Annotated in this window: 24 protein-coding genes and 1 pseudogene; 16 read left to right on the forward strand and 9 right to left on the reverse strand. The window is 67.6% G+C overall.

Annotation, left to right across the window (positions count from 1 at the left end):
• Nucleotides 1-54 precede the first annotated feature (54 nt).
• The 8 genes and pseudogenes from ABD693_RS05500 to ABD693_RS05535 form a co-directional block, all read left to right on the forward strand.
• Nucleotides 55-225, forward strand: a pseudogene (locus tag ABD693_RS05500) (flagellin); the annotation flags it as partial.
• A 106-nt stretch (nucleotides 226-331) separates the two neighbouring features.
• Nucleotides 332-763: a hypothetical protein gene (locus tag ABD693_RS05505; protein WP_344696017.1), complete on the forward strand. Its 432-nt coding sequence runs from the start codon at nucleotides 332-334 to the stop codon at nucleotides 761-763.
• A gap of 155 nt (nucleotides 764-918) precedes the next feature.
• Entirely contained in the window at nucleotides 919-1,167 is a 249-nt protein-coding gene (locus ABD693_RS05510) for a hypothetical protein (protein WP_344696018.1), read from the forward strand.
• A gap of 105 nt (nucleotides 1,168-1,272) precedes the next feature.
• Nucleotides 1,273-1,572 (forward strand): UrcA family protein, encoded by a 300-nt coding sequence (locus ABD693_RS05515; protein ID WP_344696019.1) that lies wholly within the window; start codon nucleotides 1,273-1,275, stop codon nucleotides 1,570-1,572.
• Nucleotides 1,573-1,593: 21 nt separating this feature from the next.
• The gene (locus ABD693_RS05520) at nucleotides 1,594-2,325 is read left to right on the forward strand and encodes an alpha/beta hydrolase (RefSeq protein WP_344696020.1); all 732 of its coding nucleotides are present in this window, start codon (nucleotides 1,594-1,596) and stop codon (nucleotides 2,323-2,325) included.
• A gap of 66 nt (nucleotides 2,326-2,391) precedes the next feature.
• Complete coding sequence (locus ABD693_RS05525) at nucleotides 2,392-2,808, forward strand: VOC family protein (RefSeq protein ID WP_344696021.1); 417 nt, start codon at nucleotides 2,392-2,394, stop codon at nucleotides 2,806-2,808.
• A complete protein-coding gene (gloB, locus tag ABD693_RS05530; RefSeq protein WP_344696022.1) occupies nucleotides 2,808-3,518 on the forward strand; it encodes a hydroxyacylglutathione hydrolase in 711 nt (236 codons plus the stop codon). The genes ABD693_RS05525 and gloB overlap by 1 nt, the downstream gene beginning before the upstream one ends.
• Nucleotides 3,519-3,577: 59 nt before the next feature.
• Nucleotides 3,578-4,006, forward strand: a complete 429-nt coding sequence (locus ABD693_RS05535; protein ID WP_344696023.1) for a hypothetical protein — start codon at nucleotides 3,578-3,580, stop codon at nucleotides 4,004-4,006.
• A gap of 4 nt (nucleotides 4,007-4,010) precedes the next feature.
• Here the strand turns inward: ABD693_RS05535 and ABD693_RS05540 are convergent, their stop codons facing one another.
• The 3 genes from ABD693_RS05540 to ABD693_RS05550 all read right to left on the reverse strand — a co-directional run bounded on the left by ABD693_RS05540 (nucleotide 4,011) and on the right by ABD693_RS05550 (nucleotide 8,499).
• The gene (locus tag ABD693_RS05540) at nucleotides 4,011-5,780 is read right to left on the reverse strand and encodes an AMP-dependent synthetase/ligase (protein ID WP_344696024.1); all 1,770 of its coding nucleotides are present in this window, start codon (nucleotides 5,778-5,780) and stop codon (nucleotides 4,011-4,013) included.
• Nucleotides 5,781-5,869: 89 nt separating this feature from the next.
• A complete protein-coding gene (locus ABD693_RS05545; RefSeq protein ID WP_344696025.1) occupies nucleotides 5,870-7,132 on the reverse strand; it encodes a hypothetical protein in 1,263 nt (420 codons plus the stop codon).
• A complete protein-coding gene (locus tag ABD693_RS05550) occupies nucleotides 7,129-8,499 on the reverse strand; it encodes a glycosyl transferase family protein (protein WP_344696026.1) in 1,371 nt (456 codons plus the stop codon). Before ABD693_RS05550 ends, ABD693_RS05545 begins: the two co-directional genes overlap by 4 nt.
• A gap of 181 nt (nucleotides 8,500-8,680) precedes the next feature.
• On the opposite strand from ABD693_RS05550, the gene ABD693_RS05555 reads away from it, so the two are divergent.
• Genes ABD693_RS05555 through ABD693_RS05575 form a run of 5 tightly spaced genes read left to right on the forward strand, consistent with a single transcriptional unit; the run spans nucleotide 8,681 to nucleotide 12,999 of the window.
• A complete protein-coding gene (locus tag ABD693_RS05555) occupies nucleotides 8,681-9,175 on the forward strand; it encodes an A24 family peptidase (RefSeq protein ID WP_344696027.1) in 495 nt (164 codons plus the stop codon).
• Nucleotides 9,176-9,197: 22 nt separating this feature from the next.
• Complete coding sequence (locus ABD693_RS05560) at nucleotides 9,198-9,662, forward strand: hypothetical protein (protein WP_344696028.1); 465 nt, start codon at nucleotides 9,198-9,200, stop codon at nucleotides 9,660-9,662.
• A gap of 54 nt (nucleotides 9,663-9,716) precedes the next feature.
• Entirely contained in the window at nucleotides 9,717-10,904 is a 1,188-nt protein-coding gene (gene rlmN / locus ABD693_RS05565) for a dual-specificity RNA methyltransferase RlmN (RefSeq protein WP_344696029.1), read from the forward strand.
• Nucleotides 10,905-10,921: 17 nt separating this feature from the next.
• Nucleotides 10,922-11,782 (forward strand): oxygenase MpaB family protein, encoded by an 861-nt coding sequence (locus ABD693_RS05570; protein WP_344696030.1) that lies wholly within the window; start codon nucleotides 10,922-10,924, stop codon nucleotides 11,780-11,782.
• Entirely contained in the window at nucleotides 11,779-12,999 is a 1,221-nt protein-coding gene (locus ABD693_RS05575) for a class I SAM-dependent methyltransferase (protein WP_344696031.1), read from the forward strand. Before ABD693_RS05570 ends, ABD693_RS05575 begins: the two co-directional genes overlap by 4 nt.
• Nucleotides 13,000-13,051: 52 nt before the next feature.
• On the opposite strand, the gene ABD693_RS05580 is transcribed toward ABD693_RS05575, so the two are convergent.
• Complete coding sequence (locus ABD693_RS05580; protein ID WP_344696032.1) at nucleotides 13,052-13,684, reverse strand: EF-hand domain-containing protein; 633 nt, start codon at nucleotides 13,682-13,684, stop codon at nucleotides 13,052-13,054.
• A 104-nt stretch (nucleotides 13,685-13,788) separates the two neighbouring features.
• Between ABD693_RS05580 and ABD693_RS05585 the strand changes: the two genes are divergently transcribed.
• Together ABD693_RS05585 and ABD693_RS05590 are read left to right on the forward strand one after the other, a co-directional pair.
• A complete protein-coding gene (locus ABD693_RS05585) occupies nucleotides 13,789-15,363 on the forward strand; it encodes a hypothetical protein (protein ID WP_344696033.1) in 1,575 nt (524 codons plus the stop codon).
• Nucleotides 15,360-16,388, forward strand: a complete 1,029-nt coding sequence (locus tag ABD693_RS05590; protein ID WP_344696034.1) for a glycosyltransferase family 2 protein — start codon at nucleotides 15,360-15,362, stop codon at nucleotides 16,386-16,388. The genes ABD693_RS05585 and ABD693_RS05590 overlap by 4 nt, the downstream gene beginning before the upstream one ends.
• Here ABD693_RS05590 and ABD693_RS05595 read toward each other — a convergent pair.
• Both ABD693_RS05595 and ABD693_RS05600 read right to left on the reverse strand, forming a co-directional pair.
• On the reverse strand, nucleotides 16,313-17,041 hold the full coding sequence (locus tag ABD693_RS05595) for a class I SAM-dependent methyltransferase (RefSeq protein ID WP_344697578.1): 729 nt from the start codon (nucleotides 17,039-17,041) through the stop codon (nucleotides 16,313-16,315). The genes ABD693_RS05590 and ABD693_RS05595 overlap by 76 nt on opposite strands.
• Nucleotides 17,041-17,454 carry a GtrA family protein gene (locus ABD693_RS05600; RefSeq protein ID WP_344696035.1) on the reverse strand — a complete coding sequence of 138 codons (414 nt, stop codon included), beginning with the start codon at nucleotides 17,452-17,454 and terminating at the stop codon, nucleotides 17,041-17,043. The genes ABD693_RS05595 and ABD693_RS05600 overlap by 1 nt, the downstream gene beginning before the upstream one ends.
• Before the next feature lie 76 nt (nucleotides 17,455-17,530).
• Between ABD693_RS05600 and ABD693_RS05605 the strand changes: the two genes are divergently transcribed.
• The gene (locus ABD693_RS05605; protein ID WP_344696036.1) at nucleotides 17,531-19,312 is read left to right on the forward strand and encodes an AcrB/AcrD/AcrF family protein; all 1,782 of its coding nucleotides are present in this window, start codon (nucleotides 17,531-17,533) and stop codon (nucleotides 19,310-19,312) included.
• On the opposite strand, the gene ABD693_RS05610 is transcribed toward ABD693_RS05605, so the two are convergent.
• The 3 genes from ABD693_RS05610 to folD are packed head-to-tail and all read right to left on the reverse strand — an operon-like array spanning nucleotide 19,313 to nucleotide 21,479.
• The gene (locus ABD693_RS05610; protein ID WP_344696037.1) at nucleotides 19,313-19,945 is read right to left on the reverse strand and encodes a MarC family protein; all 633 of its coding nucleotides are present in this window, start codon (nucleotides 19,943-19,945) and stop codon (nucleotides 19,313-19,315) included. It lies immediately after the preceding gene.
• Entirely contained in the window at nucleotides 19,942-20,586 is a 645-nt protein-coding gene (locus ABD693_RS05615; protein WP_344696038.1) for a hypothetical protein, read from the reverse strand. The genes ABD693_RS05610 and ABD693_RS05615 overlap by 4 nt, the downstream gene beginning before the upstream one ends.
• Nucleotides 20,586-21,479, reverse strand: coding sequence for a bifunctional methylenetetrahydrofolate dehydrogenase/methenyltetrahydrofolate cyclohydrolase FolD (folD, locus tag ABD693_RS05620; protein ID WP_344696039.1), 894 nt, complete (start codon nucleotides 21,477-21,479; stop codon nucleotides 20,586-20,588). The genes ABD693_RS05615 and folD overlap by 1 nt, the downstream gene beginning before the upstream one ends.
• Between the last annotated feature and the right edge of the window lie 3 nt (nucleotides 21,480-21,482).

Consider the following 21,482-nt stretch of genomic DNA (forward strand, 5'->3'; position numbering starts at 1 on the left):
GCCGGTCTGCTGCAGCGATTGCTCGACTTGCGAATATTGGACGAGTTGCTGCGCTCGAGCAAGCTCAGCGACGTGATCGAATCCTCGGTCGGCAACCTCGTCGACGCCGATCTCGCCAAGGAAAGCGCGAAGCTGCAGGCTCTGCAGGTCAAGCAGCAGCTCGGCATCCAGGCCCTGTCGATCGCCAACCAGGCGCCGCAGGCCATCATGTCGCTGTTCCGCTAACCGCGGGCTCGCCGGCAACGGTTGGAGAGGGGCCGGGCGACATCATCGCTCCGGCCCCTTTTTCCATCGTGGCGGCGGCGTTTCCATCTGGCGAGGAGTGACGCGCATGCGTCTTCGCGAATTATCCTGCGGCATCCGTCACCGGCTTCGGCTCGCGCTCGAAGCCACTGCGACCGGCGAGCCGCCCCTTGTGCGCCTCGGGCTTCCGGCCGAGGTAGGCGGTCCGTCGGTCCTGCTCGATCTCTACGGCGCCGAATTGCTGTCCGGCTTCCTGCTGAGCGCCCGCGTCGCGGGGGCCGGTCTGGTCGCGCCTGAGGAAGGTCTCGGTGACTATCCTTTCTCGCTCCGGCTCACCCGGGCAGGGGAGGAGGGCGTGATCGAGATCGTCCAGGGAGCCGAAAAGCTGGCGGTCGTACAGCCGCTGTGGGACCGCCTCTACGCCGAGCTTCTGCTAGTTCTCGCGCATGGCCGCCACCTCGCCGCTCCGGCGCGATTCCAGCTGCTCGAAGGCCGGCCTCGTCCTCGTCTCCTCCATTAGAAACGGCTTGGCGCAAACGCGTCACGCCACCCCGGACTTTGCGCCGTGTCGCGAAGCCAAGGCCGATGTGGTGCGTTAGCTTCCCAGCCATGCCGATTCCCGACGAAAAATCACGGTCCTGGACTCGCCCAGAAGACTATTGGCCACCCCGCAGGATGACGCGGCTCAAGCGTCAGGCGGCCAAACCAGGGGAGCCGGTTGCTGGGGGCGAACCGCTCGGCCATTCGCGCCCGTTTCCCGCATCGGCGCCTTATCTGCTGCTGATGCTGAGCATGGCGGTCTTGTCGATCGCCATCATCATGGTGACGTGGCCGAAGAGCGAAGCTTTCTCCGATCAGACGCGTACCGCGACCGAAAAGGTCGAAGGCGAGACGGCGCGACGGAGCACCGTACCAGCCCGATAGGCTCTGCATTTTTGCAGAACGGACGCGCGACATCGTTGCTCCCGCGGTGCCGTATCGTGGCTCATATGACTTCCTGTTTCCGGCATCCGGACAGGGAGAATGATCATGAAGAATGTCGCAATCGCCTTTGCCGCACTATCGTTGCTCGCTAGCGGCGGCGCCCTCGCACAGGTGGGCCCGGTGCAGATGACCGTCGTCACCCATGACCTCGACCTTCGCTCCAGTGGTGGAAAGGCGAAGCTCCAGAGGCGGCTCGAGATCGCGGCCGCGGAAGTCTGTGGCGATGCGAGCGCGAGCGATCCGGCGGGTCGACGTGCGATCCGGACCTGTCGCAACGAGGTCGTCGCCGCCGCGCTGCAGGAACTGGTGGCACGCCAGTCCGCCTCCCGCCTCGCGCAGCGCTGACCGATCGGATAGGGGAGGGCCGTGAAGACAGATCGGCTCCTCCTCCCCGACGGGCGCGATATTGCGCTGCGCCATCAGCGTGGGCGCGAGCCCACCCTTCTGTTCCTGCCGGGCTATGCCTCCGACATGATGGGATCGAAGGCGCTCCATCTCGCCGACTTGGCCACGCGGCACGGGATCAGCCTCCTGCGCTTCGACTATAGCGGAACCGGCGAATCCTCGGGCCGGTTCGAGGATGGCACGCTTGCCTCCTGGCTCGACGAGGCCGAGGCGGTCGCCGGACGAACCGATGGTCCGCTCGTCCTCGTCGGCTCCTCGATGGGCGGATGGCTCATGCTCCACCTTGCCGAGCGGCTGGCCGGAAGGGTGGTGGGCCTCGTCGGGATCGCGGCCGCGCCCGACTTCACCGACTGGGGATATGGCGACGAGGACAAAAGGACGCTCGAAGCCGAGGGCGAGTTGCGGCGCGACAACCCCTATGGCGGTGACGCGGAACTCACCACCCTGTCATTCTGGCGATCGGGCGAGGCGCTGAAGCTGCTCGATCGAACGATCGACTTCGCCGGCCCGGTACGCCTCCTTCATGGCGACCGCGATGCGGAGGTACCGCTCGACATCGCCTTCCGCCTGAAAGACGCGCTGGCCTCCGAAGACGTCCAGCTGATCATCGTGAAGGGCGGGAACCACCGGCTTTCCGGCCCAGGCGAACTGGCGCTGCTCGAACGGACCGTGATCGACTTGCTCAAGTCTTGAACTTGGGCGCGTCGTCGTCACCTAGGGGCCGATAACAAGGACCGACCCCAGGGAGATCGATCACCCATGAAATTCCTCCACAGCATGCTCCGGGTCGCCGACCCGGACCGTACCATCGCCTTCTTCAAGCTGCTCGGTCTCGAGGAGCGTCGCCGCATCGAGAACGAGGCGGGCCGCTTCACCCTGATCTTCCTCGGTGTGCCCGGCGACGAGGGAGGCGAGGTAGAACTCACCTACAACTGGGATCCCGAGGACTATGACGGCGGGCGCAATTTCGGCCACCTCGCCTACGAGGTCGACGACGTCTATGCGACCTGCCAGCGCCTGATGGATGGCGGAGTCACCATCAATCGTCCCCCGCGTGATGGGCGAATGGCCTTCGTCCGCAGCCCCGACAACATCTCGATCGAGCTCCTCAACAAGGGCGGTGCGCAGGCGGCCGCGGAACCGTGGGCCTCGATGCCGAACACGGGCGTCTGGTAATGGAGGTCGTCGCCGTCCCCGCGCTGTCCGACAACTACATCTGGCTGGTCCACGCGGACGGCCACACGGCGGTGGTCGATCCGGGGGACGGCGACAAGGCGCTCCAGGCGGCGGCGGCGCGCGGCTGGACGATCGACCAGATCCTGATCACGCACTGGCATCCCGATCACACCGCCGGAATTCCTGCCGTCGTGGCCGCGACCGGCGCCAAGGTCTGGGGACCCGAAGCCGAGCGTGACAGGTTTGCCGGGCTCGACCATGGCCTGACCGATGGCGACCGCGTCATGATCGGGGAGGAAGAGGCCGAGGTCTGGGCCGTTCCCGGCCATACGCTCGGGCACATCGCCTTCGTCCTTTCCGGGCGGGCTTTCGTCGGCGACACGCTCTTCGCGGGCGGTTGCGGCCGGTTGTTTGAGGGGACGCCCGCCCAGATGCACGCGTCGCTCAAGCGCCTTGCGACCTTGCCGGACGAGACGATCCTTTATCCCGCGCACGAATACAGCCTGTCCAACTATCGCTTTCTTGCCGCAGAGGCCCCGGGCGATCCAGAAGTGACGCGCCGCCTGCGTGAGATTCAGGCGCTGCGCGACTCGGGCGAACCGACCCTCCCAACGACCATGGGGGAAGAGCGGCGCAGCAATCTTTTCCTTCGCGCCGAGGACGAGGCGAGCTTCGCACGGCTCAGGGCCGCGAAGGACAGCTTCCGTTAAGCCGGGAGACAGCAGGCTCGCGGCGCGTTGTTGCGTGACCCGCCATGAGGATTGATCCGATGCTTCGCCCTTATCTCATTGCCACTTCGGTCATTGCCGGGGCGGCCACGCTGGCCGCCTGCGCCACGACGATGGAGCCGCGTCAGCGCTCGCCGCAGGCCGCTGCGGAACTCGCCCGTTATCTCGACGGAAAGACGCCCGGGAAGGCCGAGACCTGTCTGCCGAGCTACCGTTCGCAGGACATGATCGTGGTTGACGAGAACACGATCCTCTATCGCGACGGAAGCAATCGCTACTGGCGCAACGACCTGCAGGGCAATTGCAACGGCCTCGGGCGCCCCGGGACGTTCCTCCTGACCAAGCAGTTCGGCAACACCGGCACGTGCCGCGGCGAGATCGCGCGGATCGTCGACAGCGGATCGGGTGCGACGGTGGGGCTGTGCAGCTTCGGCGACTTCGTCCCCTACACCGGTCCCCGCCGCCCCTAGATCATCACTTCCCGTAGAGGGCGTCGAGCCGCTCGCCGTAGACCTGCTTGAGCACGTGACGGCGGATCTTCATGCTCGGCGTCATCTGCTCGTTCTCGACCGAGAAGGCTTCGTCGGCGAGGGTGAACCGCCGCACCTTCTCGATGACGCTCAGCTCGGCATTGACCCGGTCGACCGCCTTCTGAAGGCCAGCGCGGATCGCCGCATCGTTGCGCTTGCAGGCGGTCACAAGCTCGGGCTCGGGAACGAGCAGCGCGACGAGGTGCGGCCGACGGTCACCGAAGACCATCGCCTGCGCGATCTCGGGCTGGAGCGTGAGCATCCCCTCGACCCGCTGCGGCGAGACGTTGTCGCCCTTGTCGTTGACGATAAGATCCTTCTTCCGGTCGGTGATGACGATTCGGCCCGCTTCGTCGAAATGGCCGACGTCGCCGGTGTGCAGCCAACCGTCCTTGAGGACGCGCGCCGTCTCTTCCTCGTTGTTCCAATAGCCGTGCATCACCAGCTCGCCCCGCACGAGCAACTCGCCGTCCTCGGCGAACTTCACTTCGGTGTTGAGGAGCGGCGGTCCGACGGTCTCGAGGCGAATGCCGTTCTTGGGACGGTTGCAACTGATGACAGGGCCGGACTCGGTCTGGCCATAGCCCTGCAGCAGGGTGATCCCGAGCGAATGGAAGAAGAGGCCGACGTCGGGGTTGAGCGGTGCCCCGCCCGAAACCATCGCCTTGATCCGGCCGCCGAACTTCTGCGAAACCTTGCGCTTCAGCAGCAGCTTCACCGCCACGTCCGCCGGCCAGTCCTTGATCGCGATGCTTCCCTGCTCGTAGCGCTCCTTGCCGATCGACAGGGCCCGCGCCATCAGCTTCTGCGGGATCCCGCCCTGCTTCTCGATCGCCTTAAGCATCCGCTGGCGGAGCATCTCGAACAGGCGCGGGACGACGACCATCAGAGTCGGACGCACTTCCTCGATATTGGCCGCGAGCTTCTCGAGGCTCTCGGCAAAGTAGATCTGGGCGCCCAGCCCGATCGGGAACATCTGCCCGCCGCTATGCTCATAGGCATGGCTTGCGGGAAGGAATGACAGGAAGACCTCATCGTCCCAGCCGAAGTCGTTGGCGATGACATCGAGGCAGGCCGCGACATTGTGAAGGATCGCGCCATGATGCTGGCGGACGCCGCGCGGGGCGCCGCCGGTGCCGCTGGTGTAGATGAGGCAGGCAAGGTCGTCGCGGCCGATGCCGGCAATCCGCTCTTTCACCGCGCCGAGGTCGGACGGCCCCGCCAGCAGTTCGTCCCACTGATGGAAGCGCGCGCCGTTGACCGGCTGCCCGGTGCGGATGTCCTCGATCCCGATCACGTCCTGGCAGTCCGATGCGAAGAGGACCGCCGGGATCAGCGCCTTGGCCAGCTTCTGGCTCGACACGATGACCGCGCGCGCACCGCTGTTGGTAAGGATATGCGTGTGGTCGCGGGTCGTGTTCGTGGTGTAGGTTGGAACGGTGACGCAGCCCGCGGCCATGATCGCGAGATCGGCGATCAACCATTCGGGCCGGTTCTCGGACACCAGCATGACCCGGTCGCCCGGCTTGCAGCCGAGTCCGATCAGGCTCGCCGACAGCGCTGCAACCTGGCGGGCCGCATCGGTGTAGCTGATCGAGCGCCACTCGCCCTCGCGCTTTGCCCAGAGGAACGGTGTGTCGCCGCGCTGTTCGACCCGGTCGAGAAACATCGCGACGAGATTAGGGAATGTTTCGAGCTTCTTGCTCTTGCGCATCGATGGTCATCCTCCGCCCGTCACGCCCTTAGGACGATTTGGCGGGCGCGCAAAGCTGGCCCGCGAGGGCAGGGGCGGACGAAGGCGGGCTAGAAACCTGCGGCCAGCGTCACCGCCGGGCCGCTCCCCGGATCAGCATTCCCGGTCACACGGAAGCGATAGTCGACATGCGCCCTCAGCCCCGGCCGGAGCTGGTAACTCAGCCGCGGCCCCGCATCGAAGCGCGACAGGCCCGGCTGGATCCCGCCCCACATGCCCGCGCCAAAGGAGAGTCGGGGCATGAACGGGTAGGTTGCGGTCAGCGCGCCGTCGGCGAAATAGTCGCGGCGCGACAGGCCGACGACGCCTGCCTGCCCGTAACCGTCGAGCTGGAGGCCGAAGGGCAAGGTCTTGCCGTAAAGTCCGCCCTCCATGAGGAAAGCGAAGGCATTGCGGCCTCCGCCGATCGGATCGCCGAGCAATTGCCGCCGCTCGGCCATCACCCGCACCGGCACGTTGCGCAGCGGCTGCCAGCTGACGCCGAGCGCACCCTCGCCGCCAGCGAAGCTCTGTCCGGAGCGCCCTTGCGGCAGCAGCGCGGTCGAGGCGCGGACATGAACCCCGACACGGTTGAGCGGCCGCCACGTGATCCGCATCCCGGCCTGGCTGCCGCCCAGCGCCCCCGCCGACGCGAGCCCGGGATTGAGGCTCCGTCCCGGATCGTCGAAACTCAGCACATCCTGGCGCGGCTGCCGCAGCAGCGCCCAGGCATCGACCGACCAGCGCTTGGGCCGGAGGTTGTCGATGGGGGCGCCATCGTCCTTGCCCTTGCCCCAGCCCGGCGTGCGCTGGAGACCGGCGACGATGGCCGAACCGATGGTGCCGATGGCCGGCCAATCGGCAAGCGGCGGCAGCGGCCTCGAATAGCCGTCGCTCGAAGGGGCGTCGTCCATGCTTCCTTCGTCATTGGTGACCGTCGTGCGCCGATTGGTTGAAGCCGGGCCCGGATAGGGGGCGGGGACATAATAAGTCTGCGGCGCACGCATCACCGGCATCGCCGCCTGGACAATCGGATAGGGAATGACGGCATAGCCCTGCGGGGTCATGACCACGCCCGGCGGGAGCATCCCGGAAGCCATCGACGGCGGGTAGGGATCGGTGCCGTAAGCTCCGGCATAAGCCGGCGGCGGACCCATGTCGGCGGCGACCCCGGGCGGCGGCATCTTCGCCCGGGCTTCGGCGGTCACGGCGGCGGGCGTCGAAGGGGTGGGCGACAGTGCCGCAATCGGTTCGAGGGCGAGCGCGCTGCTTGCCGTGCGGAGGCCCGCGTAAGTGAGGATGGCGAGCCCAAGGAAACGGATCGGCGCGCTCATGGCCGCACCGTCTGGCCCGGGAAGACATGCGCGGTCTTGTCCCATTGTTTGGGGCCACCCCCGGCATGGAGGAAAAGCGCGCGGCTCGCGGCGAGGATGGCGATGAGATTGCCGGCGAGGATTCTGGGCACCGACGCCAGCCCCTCGCCGAAGCCGTAGAGCCGGGTGGTGAAGGCGATCCGCATGAGCGTTCTCCACATGAGCAGGGCGAAATTGACCTGAAGCAGCGTTTCGAGGAGCGGCGAGGGCTGGGGCGGCACGGGCGCGCCGAGTGCCGCGGCCAGCCACAATTGGGCCCACAGCAGCGCCGCCAAATAGCCAGCAAGCAGGAGCACCGCGGCCAGTGGCCCGCGGCGGTCGCGAAGCCGGAACCACCGCTCGCCCAGTCCGCCGCGCCAGCCGAGCCGGTCCCATCCCGCAAAGGCGATCCCACCGAGCCAGCGCGCCTTCTGGCGGACCGCCGCGCCGAGCGTCGAGGGAAAGTGCCCGCGGCTCGCGACCACGCCCGGCGAACCCGGTTCCTCGGGAAGGCGGACGAACATCGTTCGTTCGCCCAGCGTGCCGAGCCGGAGGCCCATCTCGTAATCCTCAGTCATCGAGCCGCCCGCGAAGGGCTTACCGTCGTGCGCCGCCGCCAGCCGCGCGATCGCCTCGCGGGAAATGGCGCAGCCGACGCCTGCGAGCGGGATGGAGGCACCCACCGCTTCGCGCACCACCAGTTCCTTGCCGTGGCTCTCGGCGAACTCATCGCAATAATGGCCCGCGATCCACGGACTCGCGGGATCGGGCAGCGGGACCACCGGCAGCTGCACGAGGCCCGCCCGACCGATCAGGCGGTCGAAGATCCTGAGTTCGAGCGGATGGACGAGGTCCTCGGCGTCGTGAAGCACGATCCCTCGTGCCCGCCGCCCGCTCGCAGCTTCGTGCCGAACGAGAAAGGCGTAGAGATGATTGAGGCAATCGGCCTTGGTCGTCGGGCCGTTCGCCGGCACTTCCACCGCCTGCACGCGCGGATCGGGCACCGCTTCGATGGCCAGCCGCGTCGCAGGATCGTTGCGATAATAGCCGACCAGCAAGGTGAAGTCGGGATGGTCGAACCGCTCGAGCGTGGCGCGGAGCATCGCGGCGATGACATTGGCCTCGTCCCAGGCCGGGATGAACACCACCAGCCAACCAGACTCGCCAGACTTGAGTGACAGTGCGCTGCTGCGCGGGTGGCGGCGATAAACGAAAAGGGCCCGCCACAGCCGCCGCCCGAGATAGATGGCATCCACCGCAAGGTCGTCGAGCGAGAAGAGCAGGAAGCCCAGTGCGGCGAACAGCGCCAGTTCGGCAGCCGCCTCGGCGAGCACGTGCTGCAGGCTCATGCCGGCATTCCGGCACGGACCATAGCCGTTTCATGATGCGAAAATGCCCGGCGCACGCGCCCCCCAAGCGCAATCAAACCGAGCGACTTAATTGTCGCATGTCGGGGGGCATGGCGCAAGCGCCCCTTGCGCGACCCCGCGCGCGGCGGCATCGCTGTCTTAGTTTGAGAGGGGGATTGCCGTGAATCTGCTGTCGTCGGTGCCTGAGTGGCTCGTCTGGAGCTTGCTTGCACTCCTGGCGCTCGCCGCGCTGCAGGACTCGGTCATGCTCAAGATCAGCAACTACATCGTCGCGGCCGTGCTGGTTTTGGGGATCGTCGCGGCATTCGTCGCCGGGCCGCGCGTCGATCTCTGGGAGAACGGCCTCGTCTTTGTCATCGCCTTGGCGATCGGCACCTTCCTCTTCGGCCGCGGCATGCTCGGCGGGGGCGACGTCAAGCTCTTCGCGGCGACTGTGCTGTGGTTCAACTTGAACGGAGCGCTTCGCTTCCTCATCTGGACCGCCATCGCGGGCGGCGCGCTCGCGATCCTCATCATCGTCCTGCGAACCCTTCCGTGGCCCAACGCGCTCCGGTCACGAGTGCGCGTGCTCCAGGCCAAGGCCGGCATCCCCTACGGCATCGCGATCGCCGCGGGTGCGATCATCGCGGGTCTGCAGGTGTCCAAGGTCGCCTGACATCATGCACGGCCGCGCTGGCTTGGCCGCTGTCGCCCTTCTCGCCCTGGCCAGCACGGCCTCGGCGCAGCGCCTGCTTCACGCGGGTGCGGGCTGGGCAGCATTCGAGCGTTCGGCGGGCCTCTGCGAAGCGGTCGCGCGGAGCGAACTCCAGGCCCTGCCCGGCCGGGTCCAGGCACGGACGGCGTTCGCCTTCACCCGAGATGGTCGGCGACGGGGAGAACTGCACATCATCTTCGCTCGGCCCGTGCGCGCGGGCGCCGCCGCCGTGCTGACCGTCGGTTCAAGCAGCTTCCTCCTCGCCACCAGCGGCAACAATGCCTGGAGCCGCGGCCCCGCGCAGGAGCAGGCCATTATCGCCGCGATTCGCGCCGCCGGCGAGATGCGGGTCCGGGCGCCGGGGGTGGGCGGGTCGATAAGCGATCGCTACCTCCTCGGCGGTGCCCCGACCGCCATCGATGCGGCTGCGCTTGCCTGCGCGCCCTAGGCGCACGCAGCCACTGGAAAAATCGTGGCAACACGACTACATGGCGGCTCTCCCATGAGCGCCGATACCAACCTCATGCCGATCCCCGGCCCGGTCGACCCCGTGCCCGTCCCGCGTCCCGCGCCGGCCGATGCCGACGCGCGCGTGGAGCTGATCGGCCTTTCCCGCGATGCCATTCGCGCCGCCCTCGAAGCCGCCGGCATGGATGGCCGTCAGGCCAAGCTGCGCGCCAAGCAGCTGTGGCACTGGATGTACAATCGCGGGGTCACCGATTTCGCGCTCATGACCGATATCGCCAAGGCCCAGCAGCCTTGGCTGGCCGAGCGCTTCCGCATATCGCGGCCGGGCGTGGTCGAGGCGCAGGTCTCGACCGACGGCACGCGCAAGTGGCTGCTCCGCACGGTCGACAACCACGATTTCGAGATGGTCTTCATCCCCGATGCGGACCGCGGGACCCTGTGCGTGTCGAGCCAGGTCGGCTGCACCCTCAATTGCCGCTTCTGCCACACCGGCACGATGCGCCTCGTCCGCAACCTCGAGCCGCACGAGATCGTCGGCCAGGTCATGCTCGCCCGCGACGCGCTCGGCGAATGGCCGAGCCAGCCCGAGGGCCGGATGCTCACCAACATCGTCATGATGGGCATGGGCGAGCCGCTCTACAATTTCGACAACGTCCGCGACGCGCTGCGGATCGTGATGGATGGCGACGGCCTCGGTCTCTCCAAGCGCCGAATCACGCTGTCGACCTCGGGCGTCGTCCCGATGATGGAAAAGTGTGGCGAGGAGATCGGGGTCAATCTCGCGGTATCGCTTCACGCGGTGACCAAGGAAATCCGCGACGAAATCGTGCCGCTGAACCGCAAATACGGCATCGAGGAACTGCTACAGGCCTGCGCCGACTATCCCGGTGCCAACAACGCCCGTCGCATCACCTTCGAATATGTGATGCTCAAGGACAAGAACGACAGCGACGACCATGCGCGCGAACTCGTCCGCCTGATCCGTCACTATCGCCTGCCGGCCAAGGTCAACCTGATCCCGTTCAACCCGTGGCCGGGCGCCGAATACGAATGTTCGACACCCGAAAGGATCCGCTCCTTCTCGAACATCGTGTTCGAGGGCGGGATCTCGGCCCCGGTCCGGACCCCGCGCGGCCGCGACATCGACGCCGCGTGCGGACAGCTCAAGACCGCCGCCGAGAAGAAGCGCCGCGCTGACCTCGATCGGGAGCAGGCCGCCTAGGCCTGCGTTGAGGAGCCATGGCGTCCCTGGCCCCGACCGAACAACTCCGCCGTGCCATCGCTTCCGGGGTGATCGGCTTCTTCAACGATGCGGAGCGGGGCCAGCAGCCGATCGTCCCATCCGAGGATGCGCTCTGCCCACCCGGCGGAGTGGCTTGGCGGGTCCACGCAGACGTCGCGGGGATGATCGTCGGCGGTGCCGCTGCACTCCTTTGGCAGATGCTTCACCCCAAGGCCCTCGCCGGGGTCTGGGATCACAGCGACTTCCAGAAGAACATGCACGGCCGGCTGCGCAACACCGCGCGCTTCATCGCTGTGACGACCTATGGCGCTCGGGCCGACGCCGAGGCTGCGATCGCCCGCGTGCGGCGCATCCATGACCACGTGAATGGCAAGCTCGCGGACGGCACGCCCTACGACGCCAACGATCGGCGCCTGCTGGCCTTCGTCCATGTTGCCGGTTCGGCGATGTTCCTTGCCGGTTACCGGCGTTTCGTCGAGCCGGGCATGAGCCAGGCCGATCGCGACACATACTGGCGGGAAGTCGTGCCCATCGCCGAAGGGCTGGGCGCCGACCCCGTCCCCCGCAGCGAGGCCGAGGCCGAGGCGCTCGCCCGCGAATTTCTCCTCGAGCTTCGCGCTGACGAGCGATCCCGCAAGGTCCGCGACATCATCCTCCATGCGCCGCCCGAGCGTCTGCTGCACCTGCCGCTCCAGCGCCTGCTGATGCGCTCCGCCGTCGACCTCCTTCCGCCCGAGGTTCGCCGCCTCCACGGCTTGAAGAGTAGCGGCATTGCCCGGCCTACCACGCAGGCGATGACATACGGCCTCGCTTCGACATTGCGTTGGGCCCTTGGTCCGCGCCACAAGGCGGCATGATCCTCCAACGCTTGCTCGGCGACCGCATCAGCGGTGGCACCCTCATCGTTCAAATGCCGGATGGAGAGCGCACCAGCCTCGGTGCCGGCGAACCGCAGGTTGTGGTCCGCATCCACAGCCGGGCCGCGCTGCTCCGCCTCATGCGCCATCCGCGGCTAGCGTTCGGCGAATTGTACATGGATCGCGAGATCACGCTCGAGGAAGGCGAACTTCTCGACCTCCTGCGACTGGTCGTGGGCTCGAGCCGGTTCGAGGACGGGGGCCATGGCGGCAAGCTCAAGAAGCAGGTCGGCTTCTTCAAGCGCCTCCTGCCGCGCGCCCGCAACGACGCCTCGGCCTCGCGCCGCAACGTCGCCCATCATTATGACCTCGACGAGCGGCTCTACCGGCTCTTCCTCGACGAGGACATGCAATATAGCTGCGCCTACTTCCACGATCCCGCCAACAGCCTCGCGCAGGCGCAGATCGACAAGAAGGCGCACATCGCCGCCAAGCTCTACCTGAAACCCGGCCAGCGCGTGCTCGACATCGGCTGCGGCTGGGGCGGGATGGCGCTGACCATCCACCGTCTGTCGGGGGCCGACGTGCTCGGCGTGACCCTGTCGGAAGAACAGCTCCGCGTCGCCCGGCAACGCGCGCAGGAGGCCGGCGTCGCCGACAAGGTGAAGTTCGAACTGATCGACTATCGCGCGGTCACCGGCCGTTTCGACCGGATCGTCTCTGTCGGCATGTTCGAGCATGTCGGCGCCGCCCATTATGGCGAGTTCTTCGCCAAGTGCCGCGAGCTTCTCGCCGACGACGGCGTCATGCTGCTCCACACGATCGGCAAATATGGCAAGGCCGGGAAGCCCGATCCCTTCACCGACAAGTGGATTTTCCCCGGTTACCACCTCCCGAGCCTCAGCCAGATGATGGAGGCGAGCGAAGCCGTGCGGCTGATCGCGACCGATGTCGAGACGCTCCGCATTCACTATGCCTACACGCTGCGGGCTTGGCTCCAGAATTGCCACGCCCACCGGGCCGAGATCGTCGCGCTCTATGACGAGCGCTTCTTTCGCATGTGGGAATTCTACCTCGCCGCGGGCGTGGTCGCGTTCGAGCAGGGCGCGATGAACAATTTCCAGGTCCAGTATGTCCGCGACCGCCGCGCGCTGCCGATTACGCGCGACTACATGGTCGAGGCCGAGCAGCGCTACCGGGCCGCCTCTAAAGCATAGAAAAAGGCCCGGCGGATCGATTCACCGGGCCTTCCTCATTGGCTCGCCGAGCTTAGCGAACCGGTGCGGGGGCCGGAGCCGGCGGCGCGGGCGGCGCGACCGGGCGGCGGACCTGCATCTGCTGACGCATCTGCTGGCGCTCTTCGGGCGTGATGCGGCCGTCGCGATTGACGTCCGAGCGATCGAAGCGCTGCAGCGCCGCCGCTTCCATTTCCGCAAGCGAGATGCGCTGGTCGTTGTTGGCGTCGGCGCGCTTCAGCATGCCGCCGCCCATGCCGTGCATCTTCATGCCGCGCTGACCCATGCGCGCCTCGCGGCGCTCACCACCACCGCCACGCATCGCCTGGCTACGATCGAACTCGTCGCGACTGATCATGTTGTCGCGGTTGGTGTCGAGGCGATCGAACAGCGCCGGACCACGGGCGGGACCGCCTTCGGGACGCGGCGGCATCGGTGGACGCGCCATGCCGCGCATCGCCTGCACCTCGGCGGCGGTCACGAAGCCGTCGCGATTGGTGTCGAGCCGGGCAAACATCGCGCGCACGCGCTCGACAGCTTGGGCACGGGTCTCGACGACATTGCGCGCCATCATCGGGTTGGGCTTCATCGGCGGCGGCGGCGGAACCTGCGCGATGGCGGCCGTGGTGGCGAAAAGTGCGCCGGCGGCGAGCAGAAACTTCTTCATGACAAATTCTCCAAATGCCCCTGCGGATAAGGCGGACTTAACGCGGCTCGGCTGAACCGGGGGTGACAGACGAACCGCAAGGTGCAAGGGGCCGAACCAACGCCATGATTCCGCCCGCCGCGCCCCCGACACCGAGAGGAAGCCCACGCCCCTGGTGGGAAACCCGCGCCTTCGTGGTCGCGATGGTGCTGCTCGCCGCGGTGCCCTTGCTCTACCCGCCGATCCCGCCGCTGGTGGACCTGCTCGGCCACATGGGCCGCTACCGGGTGATGCTCGACGGCAATGCGCCGAGCCTGTCCGCGCTGTATCATTTCCAGTGGGCGCTGATGGGCAACCTGGGGGTCGACCTTGCCGTCTATCCGCTCGCCAAACTCATCGGCCTCGAGCCGGCGGTGAAGCTGGTCGTGATCGCCATTCCGATGGTCACCGTCGCCGGCATGCTGTGGGTCGCCCGCGAGGTGCACCATCGCCTGCCCCCCACGGTGATGTTCGCCCTGCCGCTCGCCTACGGCCACCACTTCCTGTTCGGCTTCGTGAATTATTCGCTGAGCGTGGGCCTCGCCCTGCTCGCCTTCGGTCTCTGGCTCCGCCTCGGTCGGCACCGCCGCTACCGGCTGCGTGCGGCGCTGTTCGTCCCGATCAGCGTCCTCATCTGGCTGTGCCACGCCTTCGGCTGGGGCATGCTCGGGCTCCTCGTCTTTTCTGCCGAGTTCGTCCGCGCCCACGACGACGGGCGAAGCTGGTGGCGCTCGGTGCTGCGCGCGACCGGCCAGTCGCTGATCCTCGCTCTGCCGCTCATCCTGATGCTCGCCTGGCGCGAGGGCGCCGGCGGGCAGACGGCCGACTGGTTCAATTTCTCCAACAAGATGTTCTCGCTGCGCACCGTGTTGCGTGACCGCTGGATCATGTGGGACCGGCTGAGTTTCCTGCTCGAGATCCTGATTGTCATCTTCGCGGTCGTCTATCCGCGCCTGACCCTGTCGCGCATGCTCACCTTCACCACGATCGTCCTCGCGGTGACGTTCGTGCTCCTGCCGCGGATCATCTTCGGCTCGGCCTATGCCGACATGCGGCTGATGCCCTTCGTGCTGGCCATGGCGCTGCTTGCTATCCGCTTCCGCCGCGATACCGACCTAAAGGTCGGCTGGGTGCTCGCCAGCGTCGCCCTTGCCTTCGTCCTAGCACGGACCGCGAGCGTCACCTGGAGCCTGAAGCTTGCGAGCGACGAATATGACAGGCAGCTCACCGCGCTCGACCACATGCCGGTCGGGGCCAAGGTCGTCAGTCTCGTCGGGCTCGGCTGCACCAAGGACGCGAGCTGGCCAATGTGGCGCAATGCCCATCTCGGCGGCCTCGTCGTGGTCCGCAAACTCGGCTTCTCGAACGACCATTGGGACGTCGAGGGTGCCAAGCTCCTGACCGTCATCTACGACCAGGCCGGCGCCTTCCGCTACGACCCTTCGAACCTCGTCGTACCCAATCGCTGCCCCGCGCGCTGGGCGCGGCCGATCGACCTTCCGCTTCGCACCATTCCGCGCCAGGCGTTCGACTACCTCTGGCTCATCAATCCGCCGGCCCATGATCCGAAGCTGGTCGCGGGGATGCAGAAGGTCTGGGGCCTGCCCGACGGTTCCGCCCTCTACCGCATTCCCAAGCAAGGCGTTACTCCAGCGCCATGACCGCGCTTTCGATCGTCGTGCCCTGCTTCAATGAGGAAGAATGCCTGCCGTTGCTGCACCAGCGGCTGACCGGCGCGGCCGTCGCCAGTTTTGGCTCGGACTATGAAATCATCCTCGTCAACGACGGCTCGCGTGACGGCACTTGGCCGATCATGGAGCGGCTTGCCGCGGCCGATCCCCGCCTGACCTGCGTCAACCTGTCGCGCAATCACGGGCACCAGCTGGCGCTGACCGCCGGCCTCGACCTCGCGCGCGGCACGCGGATCCTGATCGTCGACGCCGACCTTCAGGATCCGCCCGAACTTCTCGCGCCGATGCTCGAAGTAATGGAGCGCGAGCAGGCCGACGTCGTCTACGGCGTCCGCATGAGCCGCGCCGGCGAAACCCGCTTCAAGCGCGCCACCGCCCACGCTTTCTACCGCCTTCTCAGCCGCGCGACCGAGATCGACATTCCGCTCGACGCCGGCGACTTCCGGCTGATGAGCCGCCGTGCGCTCGACGTGCTGCTGGCGATGCCCGAGCAGGCCCGCTTCGTTCGCGGCATGGTCGCCTGGATCGGATTCCGCCAGGTGCCCTTCGCCTATGACCGGGCCGAGCGTGCGGCCGGCGAGACCAAATATCCTCTGTCGAAGATGATCCGCTTCGCGCTCGACGCGCTGACCGGCTTCAGCTCGGCGCCGCTCAAGCTCGCCAGCCACGTCGGGCTGCTTCTCAGCCTCGGCTCGCTGCTGATCATCGGCTACATCCTCTTCGCCTTCGTCACCGGGCACAGCATCCAGGGCTGGACCTCGCTGATGCTGGTCGTCGTGGTGCTGGGCGCGGTGCAGATGTTCGTACTGGCGATGATGGGCGAGTATATCGGCCGGCTCTACAGCCAGGCCAAGCAGCGCCCGCTCTATATCGTGCAGGACATCGCCGGCGAGGCGCGCATGCCCCGCCGCGGTTTGGGTCAGGTGCCCGAGGCGACCGCCCAGAGCGACAGTCCGGGCGGCAGCGGCACCCGGCCGATCAACCGCGCTTCCTGAACGAAGACCGCTTCGAGCGCCTTGTTGATCGGCGCTGCGGGAAGCGTGTCGTCCCCGTCGTCCTTGCCGCGGATCTTGCCCGCCGCGCGGGCGGCCACCGCGACCGGGAACAGCAAGCTGTTGAAATAGCCAAACCGCTCGAGCTTCAGTGGCGAATCCGCGAACAATTGCTCGAGCCCGCGCTTCGAATAGCGGCGATGATGATGGTTCACCTCGTCGTGCGCCGACCACATCCACTGGTGCGCCGGCACGGTCATGACGAACTTGCCCTCCGGCTTGAGGCAGCGGGCGATACCCGCCAGCGCCGCCCGGTCATCCGCGATATGCTCGATCACGTCGAACGAGCCGATCATGTCGTAGGCATTGTCGGGCACGCCATCGAGCGCCGGGAGCGGGGCCGACCCGACCGGCCGCCCGAGCCGCAGCTCGGCCATCGCCCGGGCCGCCGGATCGACCTCGATCGCATCGACCGTTCCGAACTGGTCGAGCATCGCGAAATTATGACCGGTGCCGCAGCCGACCTCGAGGATCTTGGCATTGCGGGGCGGCCTCGCGACCCGCGTGATCAGCGACGCGAGGATCGTGCGCCTTGCCGTATACCACCAGTGGACTTGGTCGAGCTCGGCCATGCGATCGTAGACCTGCCGTTCCATCAGCGAAATACCCACCAGCGATTGAGAATGAACGTGAAGAGCGGCGTCACCGTCACCGCGGGCACCAGCGGCCACCAGGTCGGTCCGTGCATGACGTCGACCAAGAGCCACGTGAAGAGGACATTCAGCACCATGCCGCTCGACTGGACCAAGAGGAACCCGACCTTGGTTCGTGTGTCCTCGGCATGGCCCTGGTCCTGGAAGCTCCACCGGCTGTGCAGGAAATATCCGGTCGTCACCGCGACCGCGAAGGCGATCAGCACCGCGAAGACCGGCCACATGACATAGGTCGCGAGCGGCCAGTAGATCGCCGAGTAAAGCACCGCGAGCCCGCCGCCGACCAGTCCGAAGCGGACGAGCTGGCCCAGCAGCTTGCGGTGACGCGGCTCCGGAAACAGGGTGGCGATGACCATCCCCTTGCCCTCTAGCGACGAGTATCTAGAGCGGCAACGCGTCCGCGTCGCGGAAACGAGCAGGAAGAGGTGATCGGTGCCCGAGCGTCTGTTGTCATTGGCCGAGCGGCATTGGCGCCTCGTCGTCCTGATCGTGTGGATGGGCGCGTGCGCCGTTTTCCTCTGGCAGCGCTGGGGCGCCATCCAGGGCTTCGCCCTCGGCGATACCGACGACAACCTCCGAATGGCCGAGGTCCGCGCGTGGATGAACGGGCAGGGTTGGTACGACCTTCGCCAGTATCGCTTCGATCCGGCGTTTGGCGGCGCCAACATCCACTGGAGCCGGATCGTCGACTTGCCGATCGCCGGGCTGATCCTGCTCGGCCGGCTGTTCATGAATGGCGCGGCGGCCGAGCGCATGGCGGTCGCGGTCGCGCCGATGCTCCCCTATCTCGTCATGCTCGGCGCCGTTGCGCTGACGGCGCGGCGGCTGATCAGCCCGGCCGCCTTCGTCCCCGCCCTGATCGCCCTCTACTTCGCCGGCGCGACCAACGGCATGTTCATGCCGACCCGCATCGATCACCACGGCTGGCAGCTTGCGGCACTCGCCGTGGCGCTTGCGGGCCTCGCGGATCCCGACCGTCGCCGTGGCGGGCTGGTGACCGGTCTTGCCACCGCCTTCAGCCTTTCGATCGGCATGGAGATGCTGATCTATCTCGCGCTCGCCGGCGCGGCGCAGGTCTTGATGTGGGTCGCCGACCTCGACCAGCGCGAGCGGCTCCGGAGCTACGCCGTCAGCCTCGCCGGCGGCTGCGCGCTCGGCTTCCTCCTCTTCGCGAGCTACGCCAATCGCGCGCCGGTCTGCGACGCCTTGTCGCCCGTCTGGTTGTCGGACGCCCTCCTCGGCGGCGCGCTGATGCTCGCGCTCGCCTGGCGCAGCCCAGCCCGCTGGCCCGTGCGCCTCGGGCTCGCGGCGGCCGCGGGCCTCGTCATCGCGCTGTTCCACGCATTCGCCTTCCCGCAATGCCTGTCCCGGCTCGAGGGCGTGACTCCCGAAGTCCAGCGCCTGTGGCTCGACAATGTTCGCGAAGCTCGGCCGATCACCCGCCACCCGTGGCGGGTCGCTCTCACCATCGCCTCGCTTCCTGCCGCCGGTCTCGTCGGCTGGGCGTGGCTGATCTGGTTGCGTCGCCGCGACGAGCGGCTCGCGCCGACCATCGCCATCGCCCTCATCAGCGTCACCGCCTTCGGCCTCCTCTTCTGGCAGACCCGCTCCGGACCCGCTGCCCAGATGCTGGGCGTGGTCGGCTGCGGTGCGCTCGTCGCGACGCTCCTCCCGCGCTTCTGGAACGCGAAGAACAGCCTCGCCGTCGTCCTCGGCAGCACCGCGGTGGTCCTCGTCGGCAGCGGGGCGGCGGCCCCGGCGGCGCTGAGCTTCTTCCCCGAAAAGGCGAAGAAGCAGACCGAGAACGAGAAGCTCAACAACCGCGCCAACCGCCTCTGCCCGACCATGTGGGCGATGCGCCCCGTCGCGCAGCAGCCCAAGGGCATGGTCTTCACCTTCATCGACCTCGGGCCGCGGCTCATCACGGTGACGCACCACAGCGCGCTCGGCGGCCCCTACCATCGCAACGGGCAGGCGATCGCCGACAGCATGAACGCCTTCCGCGGCACGCCCGAGCAGGCCCGTGCGCTGATCATGAAGCACCGGTCGGACTATGTGCTGACCTGCCCGCACATGAATCAGGCGACGATCTTCACCGCGAAAACGCCCAAGGGCTTCTACGCTCAGCTCGAGCGCGGCGCGTCCTTCCCGTGGCTGCAGCCGATCGACCTCGGCAAGGACAATCCGCTCAAGATGTGGCGGGTGATCCGCTAGCTAGCCGGCGAGGCCGGGCAGGCTCCGTTCGAGGCCGTCGAGGACGAACTGGGCCGCCAGCGCGGCGAGGATGACGCCGAGGATCCGGGTGATCATCGCCTCGAGCTTGGCGCCGATCAGCCGCATCAGCGGACCCGCGGCAAGCAGCGCGACCAGCGTCAGCACGATCACCGCGGTCATGGCGCCAAGCACCATCGCCGTCTGGACGATCCCACTAGCCTTGGCCGACAGCAGCATGATCGATGCGATCGAGCCCGGCCCCGCGATCATCGGGATCGCCATGGGGAAGACCGAGATGTCCTCGGCTTCGGGCGTGCCCTCGATCTCGCGGGCGCGTTCCTCGCGGCGCTCGGTCCGCTTCTCGAACACCATATCGAGCGCGATCATGAACAGCATGATGCCGCCCGCGAGGCGGAAGGCCGAAAGGCTGATCCCGAGCGTCCGCAGGAGCGGCTCGCCCAAGAGCGCGAAGAAGGTCAGGATGCACCAGGCGACCATCGCCGAGCGGATCGCCATGCGGCGGCGGTGCGCGGCGTCGGTGCCCTTGGTCAGTCCGGCGAAGATCGGCGCGCAGCCCGGCGGGTCGATGATGACCGCGAGCGTGATGAAGGCCGAGGTGAAGAACTCGATCATGGGCTCGGCGGGGTGGTGGCGTCGACCACGAGCTCGAACCGGCGGCCGTTCCAGAGCTGGACGCGGGTGCGGCGGAGGCCGTCGGCCGCGACCGTCCAATTGAACAGCAAGGTTCCGTCGGCCGAGCGGCTGTAGCCGCTGTCGCCCGGCGGCGCGGTACGGTTGAGCGCGCTCGCGTAAGAGGCCGCGATCTGCCGCTTGCGGAGCACCGGATTGGCGCAGCTCGCACGGCGGGTGGTGGCGCGTGCCGGAACGCGGAAACGGCCGGTCTCGGGAATGTTGCCGTCGACGGTCCAGCGCCAGTCACCCGAGGGCTGGCGCATCCACAGGGTCAGGAAGCGGCCGGTGCCCTCGGGGCCGGGATATCGGTAGCTGCCGCTGTTGACCGCGGTCCGGCCATCGCACGAGACGAGCGAGCGGTCGGGCCACCATCGGACCGACTGCGGGGGGTCCTTGCGGTCCTTGAGGAACTCCTGCGCCCAGATGGCCTGGGGGGTGAACATCACTGCGGTCGGATCGGCCCATTTGCGGAAGGCGGTCCACTGGCCGGAGGTCTGCGCGTCGGCGGCGAAGGCACGCTCGGCGTCGAGCGCGGTGGCGGGCGGCGGAGCAGCGGCGGCGAGGACCAAGGCGAGCAGCATCAGAGACCTTCCGGCTGCGGCAGGCCGGCGCGGCGGTGCGCGGCGACGAGGGTGTTGCGAAGCAGCATGGCGATGGTCATCGGCCCGACCCCGCCCGGTACCGGAGTGATCGCGCCGGCGACCTCGGCGGCCTCGGCGAAGGCGACGTCGCCGACGAGGCGGGTCTTGCCGGGCTCGGCGCCGGGGACGCGGTTGATGCCGACGTCGATGACGGTGGCGCCGGGCTTGATCCAGTCGGTCTTGACCATTTCGGGGCGGCCGACGGCGGCGACGAGGATGTCGGCGGAGCGGCAAATTTCAGGAAGGTCACGCGTATGGCTGTGGGTGATCGTGACCGTGCAGCTTTCGCCCAGAAGGAGCGAAGCCATTGGTTTTCCAACGATATTCGACCGCCCGATGACCACGGCATGGTAACCGGTAAGCTTCCCCAGCTCGGCGCGCAAAAGATGGAGGCAGCCGAGCGGCGTGCAGGGGACGAGCGCCGCCGGATCGCCGACCGCGAGACGGCCCGCATTGACCACGTGGAAGCCGTCGACGTCCTTGTCGGGATCGATCGTGTCGATCACCCGGGCGGCATCGATGTGGGAGGGCAGGGGGAGCTGGACGAGAATGCCGTCGATCGCGGGATCGGCGTTCAGCGTCTCGACGAGCGCGAGCACCTCGGCCTCGCTCGTGTCGGCGGGAAGCGCGTGGTGGATGCTCTCCATCCCCGCCTCGCCGGTCGCGCTGCGTTTGGAGCGGATGTAGACGCTGCTCGCCGGATCCTCGCCGACGAGGACGGTGGCGAGGCCCGCGCGGCGGCCGGTCGCCGCCTCGAACATCGCGGCGAGGCCGCCGACCCGCGCCCGAAGCGCGGCCGCCGCCGCTTTCCCGTCGATCAGCCGCGCCGCCATCGC

The sequence above is a fragment of the Sphingomonas rosea genome (assembly GCF_039538065.1).
Classification (GTDB): Bacteria; Pseudomonadota; Alphaproteobacteria; order Sphingomonadales; family Sphingomonadaceae; genus Sphingomicrobium; species Sphingomicrobium rosea.